The following is a 5247-nucleotide window of genomic DNA, read 5'->3' on the forward strand; positions in this document are numbered from 1 at the left end:
CGTAACGGTTTTAACCAGAGGTAATTATCAATTATCCATTATCAATTATCAATTAGTGAATTTTCCTACCCCCCTCGCAATGACTGACTAGGTTAGCTTGTCATTGCGACGATAGGAAGCAATCTTACGATTCCCACGAGATTGCTTCCTTCCACTCTGTTCCAGTCGCAATGAGTTGGGTATAGTAATTATCAGGATTTGATGTGGCGTACCCTACAAATTTTTCTGCTGTAATAAGGTGCGTTGCAACGCACCCTACTAGACAACTGATAACTGAAAGCAACCTCCTACCTTCGACTAGCTCCAGAGTAAACAACACCTCTTTGAGTATCCAAGGTTAAAATTGTTCCATCCCGCACTACATTAGTAGCATTCTTCACTCCCACGATCACTGGTAATCCCAAACGCAAACCAATAATTGCAGCATGACTTGTCACACTATCCTCTTCTGTCACGACTCCAGAAGCTTTTCGCATTGCCTCAACAAACTCAGCATTTGTCTCATTAACCACTAAAATTTCTCCTGGGTTAAAATCTCGAACCTCTGTCGCACTACGAGCAACCCGAGCGCGACCGCTGACAGAACCCTGACCAACTCCAGTACCTTGACCCAAAACTGCAGTTACTACTTCAACTTTAATTAAATCTGTTGAACCTGCTACACCTTGCAAAGTACCCGCAGTCATCACTACTAAATCTCCATCAACCAATAATCCCTTTTCCTGAGCTACATTAACTGCTGATTGGAAAGTCTGACCAGCAGAAGGTAAATCCAATACCAGTAGTGGTCTTACTCCCCACACAAGTTGTAACTGCCGCGCTACATCTACATGGGGAGTCACTGCTAAAATAGGAGTCCTTGGTCGAAACTTAGATACATTTCGTGAAGTTGCACCTGTTTTTGTCAGACTCATGATAGCTGCTGCATCTAACTGTTGGGCAATTTGAGCAACAGCTTGACTAATTGCATTGGGGATAGAATGACCTGTGTCATTCATACTCGAAACATTACAAGTAATAACTTCTTGCTCAATGCGTTTGGCGATGGTTGCCATTGTTGCGACAGCTTCCACTGGATAGTTACCTACTGCAGTTTCATTGGATAACATGACGGCATCTGTACCATCAATAATTGCATTTGCCACATCAGAAATTTCGGCACGGGTAGCGCGGGGGTTATTCACCATACTATCTAACATTTGGGTCGCAGTAATTACAGGAATTCCCATCCGGTTAGAAGTAGAAATGAGTCGTTTTTGCAGCAGCGGTACATCCTCTGCTGGTAGCTCTACCCCCAAGTCACCACGAGCAACCATTACTCCATTACACAAAGCCAAAATTTCTTCCATTTGTTCGATGGCTTCGTGCTTTTCTATTTTGGCAATTACAGGAACCTTTTTCCCTGCATTAGCAATTAGTTGTTTAATCTCTAAAACATCCTGGGGGTTACGGACAAAACTAAGTGCTACCCAGTCTACCCCTTGATCTAGACCAAACATTAAATCTTTTCTGTCTTTGTCTGTCAGTGCTTTAATTGACAGATAAACCCCCGGAAAGTTGACACCTTTATTATTAGAAAGAGTACCACCAACTACAACTCGACAATGTAGTTGTTTTTCTGCTTTATCTACTTTCTCCACCAACATTTCTACTTTACCATCATCAAGTAAAATTCTTGCTCCTTCTGGCACTTCATCTGCCAAAGGTTCATAAGTTACAGAGGAAATTTCTTGAGTTCCTGGCATCAAGTGACTGGTTAAAATAAATGGGTCTCCACGCTCTAAAGATATGGAACCTGTTTCAAATTTTCCTAATCTAATTTTTGGTCCTTGAAGGTCTTGGAGAATGGCGACAGGTTGATTTAGCTCAAAAGAGGTTTGTCGGATGAGACGAATGCTACGTTGATGATCTTCATGGGTTCCGTGGGAAAAGTTGAGTCGCAGGGTTGTAGCGCCGGCTTTGATTAGCTCCCGAAGTACATCAGGCTGAGTAGTAGCCGGGCCAATTGTTGCTACTATTTTGGTTCGACGCAGACAATTTTGTAGTTCCATGAGTTTAGGGTGTTAGTAGATTAGGTAGAATAAATATCTTGATTTTTAATTATTTATATATAGTAATTACGCTAAAAACACTTATTCAAAAAATAAAAATTTAGATTTATTTAATAAGACCTCGACTAATCAGGAGGAGTTTAAATTAAAAATAGTTGATTAACTTATGGACAAAGTTACATTTGTTGCATTTGTATCTATTTTTATCTAGTTTATTAGTTATTATGCTCATGGGTTAAGATTGATATCTTAGAGTAGCATAATTAACAGATTTTAGTTTAACTATTTAAGGATTAGTTTTTACTCTTAATATTATTTAGTAACCAAAAAGCCCTATTTAATCTAATTAAGTCTTGGGATCTTGATTAAAGCTATAGGGATCGTCCCTAACTTTTTTTATTTTTTCCCTTGACAAAAATACTCATTATCCTATTTACTTAATATTGTTTCATATATCTTTACAAAAAGTTGTATGTATCGTATGATACCAGAAGAAGTGTTAATTAATACTAAGGAGTAAAAATAACAATGTTAGAGGCAGGACTGCAAACAACAGTCCCAAGAGAGTTACTAGGCCCCTCTGGAGGCTTAAATACTAACTTACTCATGTTTTTGAGTGCTTTAGGAATAGTTGTTTTATCAACCTGTGGTCACTTTTGCTGGTACTTTCCTGGATGGTGCTGCTTTTTAATGAATGTACTAGCCTTACATATAGCAGGAACAGTTATTCACGATGCGTCCCATAATTCAGCCCATAAAGACCGCTTAGTTAATGCTATTTTAGGTCATGGCAGCGCCCTACTTTTAGGTTTTGCCTTTCCAGTATTTACAAGAGTACATCTACAGCATCACGCCCACGTTAACGATCCAGAAAATGACCCAGATCATTTTGTTTCTACTGGTGGCCCTTTGTGGCTAATTGCAGCTCGTTTTTTCTACCATGAAATTTTCTTTTTTAAAAGACGACTGTGGCGAAAGTTTGAGCTATGGGAATGGTTTTTCAGCCGTTTGATAGTCTTCATCATTGTAGGGTTATCTATATATTATGGGTTTTTGGACTATATTTTAAATTTCTGGTTTTCCCCTGCTTTAGTGGTGGGTATTGCTTTAGGATTGTTTTTTGATTATTTGCCTCACCGTCCTTTTGAGGAGCGCGATCGCTGGCACAATGCTAGAGTTTATCCAAGTGCCATTCTCAATATCCTAATTGGTGGGCAGAACTACCATTTGATTCACCATTTATGGCCATCTATACCTTGGTATAATTACAAACCTGCTTATGAAGTAATGAAACCACTTTTAGATGCTAAAGGTTCTCCTCAATCTTTGGGGCTGTTGCAAGGAAAAAACTTCTGGAGTTTTCTCTATGATATTTTTTTAGGAATTAGATTTCATAAACATTAGCAGTCTCCACAGAAAGAAATAAGAGAATTAGCATGAGGAAAAATTGAATCTCATCAATAATTTTTGGCAACTAAATCAAATAATATTTTTGTTAGTTACTATAATTAATCTTGCCGATAGTTTCTTTCTAGTACCTCTGTAATATGGGCATCTTGCCTGTGACAGAGGTACATCACCTTTGATGAAATCGACTTCTAAGAAAAACAATTTTATCAGATAAAACTCCGTTTTTTCTAGGGAAAATTGATGGCTAAAAATGTAGTTATCAGATTATGTATTTTATTAATTTTCTTAGGTGTAATATTTATAGGATTATGGTTAAAACTGCAAAATAGTGACTCTTTTCAGCAAGCAGAAATATTAGAAACAGTTTATCGGAAAGGTAACTATATTGAAGCGGTAATTTGGTTTATTTTTGCAGGTAGTTTTGCTATATCTGCGATTAAGAATCGTGAGTTAGTAAGATTACATAGAATAGTAGCGACATTGACATTTTTGCTGTTTGGTTTATCTGATATTGTAGAAGTACAAACTGGAGCTTGGTGGCATCCTTGGTGGTTATTTGTTTGGAAAAGTTTATGTGTTTTATCTATGTTTTGTTTGCTGATATTCCATGTAAAAATTGGATATAAATAGGGCTTGCTGAAAAAGTCTTATGGGTAAGGTTAGGAGTCAGGAGACAGGAGACAGGAGACAGGATAAATGGGAATTACAGAGGATGTAGTCAGATATGAACCCTTAATTTTTCTGCACATGGTCAGCTCACCAATCTGAGCATTTTAAGCTATGGTTGGTAATATTCTTGCACTTTTTTTTCCCAACCCACAAGCTAAAGCTTTAGGTTGTCAATGCTTTTAGATTTAATCAGCCAGCCCTAAATAATTTTATAAATCAAGATTACTAGATAATTAGGTAGAGAGTAGGGAGAAAGAAGAAAAAATGATAAATTTAAGTGGAAAGGTTATTTTAGTTACTGGTGCATCTAGTGGTATTGGTGCTGCTACAGTACAAACTCTGGCAAAAGCTGGAGCTAATGTTATTTTAAACTATTATCATAAACAGCAAGCAGCAGAAGCGATCGCCGAGAAAATTGGTCAAGATAAATGTTATTTATTAAAGGTAGATTTAGCCGAGAAAAATGCTGCTGTGAAATTGTGGGAAGAAGCGATCGCCTGGAAAAATAATATTGATATTTTGGTGAATAATGCTGGTGTTTTTGTCGGTGCTAGTGTAGATGATGAACTAGATGTTTGGAATAATGCTTGGCAACAAACTTTGCAAGTAAATTTAGTCGCAGTTGCCGATCTATGTCGGGAAGCAATTCGTCATTTTAAAACTCGTAACGGTGGTACTATTATTAACATTGCCAGTCGTGCTGCTTTTCGGGGAGACGATCCTGAACATATTCACTATGCTGCTAGCAAAGGTGGTGTTATTTCTCTAACTCGTACTATTGCTCGTGGTTTTGCCAAGGATAATATTTTAGCTTATGCAGTTGCACCTGGGTTTGTCCGTACTGAGAGAGTAGAAAGTTATTTGGAAGAAGTAGGGGAAGAATTTGCTACCCGTGATATTCCCTTGGGTAAGTTGGCAACGCCGGAAGATGTTGCTAATGTAGTAGCTTTTTTAGCTTCTGGTTTATCACCTCATACGACGGGAGCAACTATTGATATTAATGGTGCTTCTTATGTGCGCTGAATTTTGGTGATGGGGGGATGGGGTGATATCAAATCCGGCGTGCGATTCGTTTGGCCTAAGTAAACTCCTTAGTTTACGTTCAGCCAGCCCTGTG

Annotated in this window: 4 protein-coding genes; 3 read left to right on the forward strand and 1 reads right to left on the reverse strand. The window is 38.1% G+C overall.

Translation table 11 applies throughout. From position 1 onward, the window contains the following. Nucleotides 1-287: 287 nt before the first annotated feature. Nucleotides 288-2051, reverse strand: coding sequence for a pyruvate kinase (gene pyk, locus ACP6PL_RS20575; protein WP_426547139.1), 1764 nt, complete (start codon nucleotides 2049-2051; stop codon nucleotides 288-290). Between the two features lie 528 nt (nucleotides 2052-2579). Here pyk and crtR point away from each other — a divergent pair. The 3 genes from crtR to ACP6PL_RS20590 all read left to right on the forward strand — a co-directional run bounded on the left by crtR (nucleotide 2580) and on the right by ACP6PL_RS20590 (nucleotide 5153). Beyond that, entirely contained in the window at nucleotides 2580-3455 is an 876-nt protein-coding gene (gene crtR / locus ACP6PL_RS20580; RefSeq protein WP_426547140.1) for a beta-carotene hydroxylase, read from the forward strand. Between the two features lie 246 nt (nucleotides 3456-3701). Beyond that, nucleotides 3702-4091, forward strand: coding sequence for a hypothetical protein (locus tag ACP6PL_RS20585; protein WP_426547141.1), 390 nt, complete (start codon nucleotides 3702-3704; stop codon nucleotides 4089-4091). A gap of 303 nt (nucleotides 4092-4394) precedes the next feature. Then, entirely contained in the window at nucleotides 4395-5153 is a 759-nt protein-coding gene (locus tag ACP6PL_RS20590; RefSeq protein WP_426547142.1) for an SDR family NAD(P)-dependent oxidoreductase, read from the forward strand. Nucleotides 5154-5247: the final 94 nt, after the last annotated feature.

Origin of the sequence: Dapis purpurea BLCC-M126 (genome assembly GCF_050015975.1) — a bacterium.
GTDB lineage: Bacteria > Cyanobacteriota > Cyanobacteriia > Cyanobacteriales > Microcoleaceae > Trichodesmium.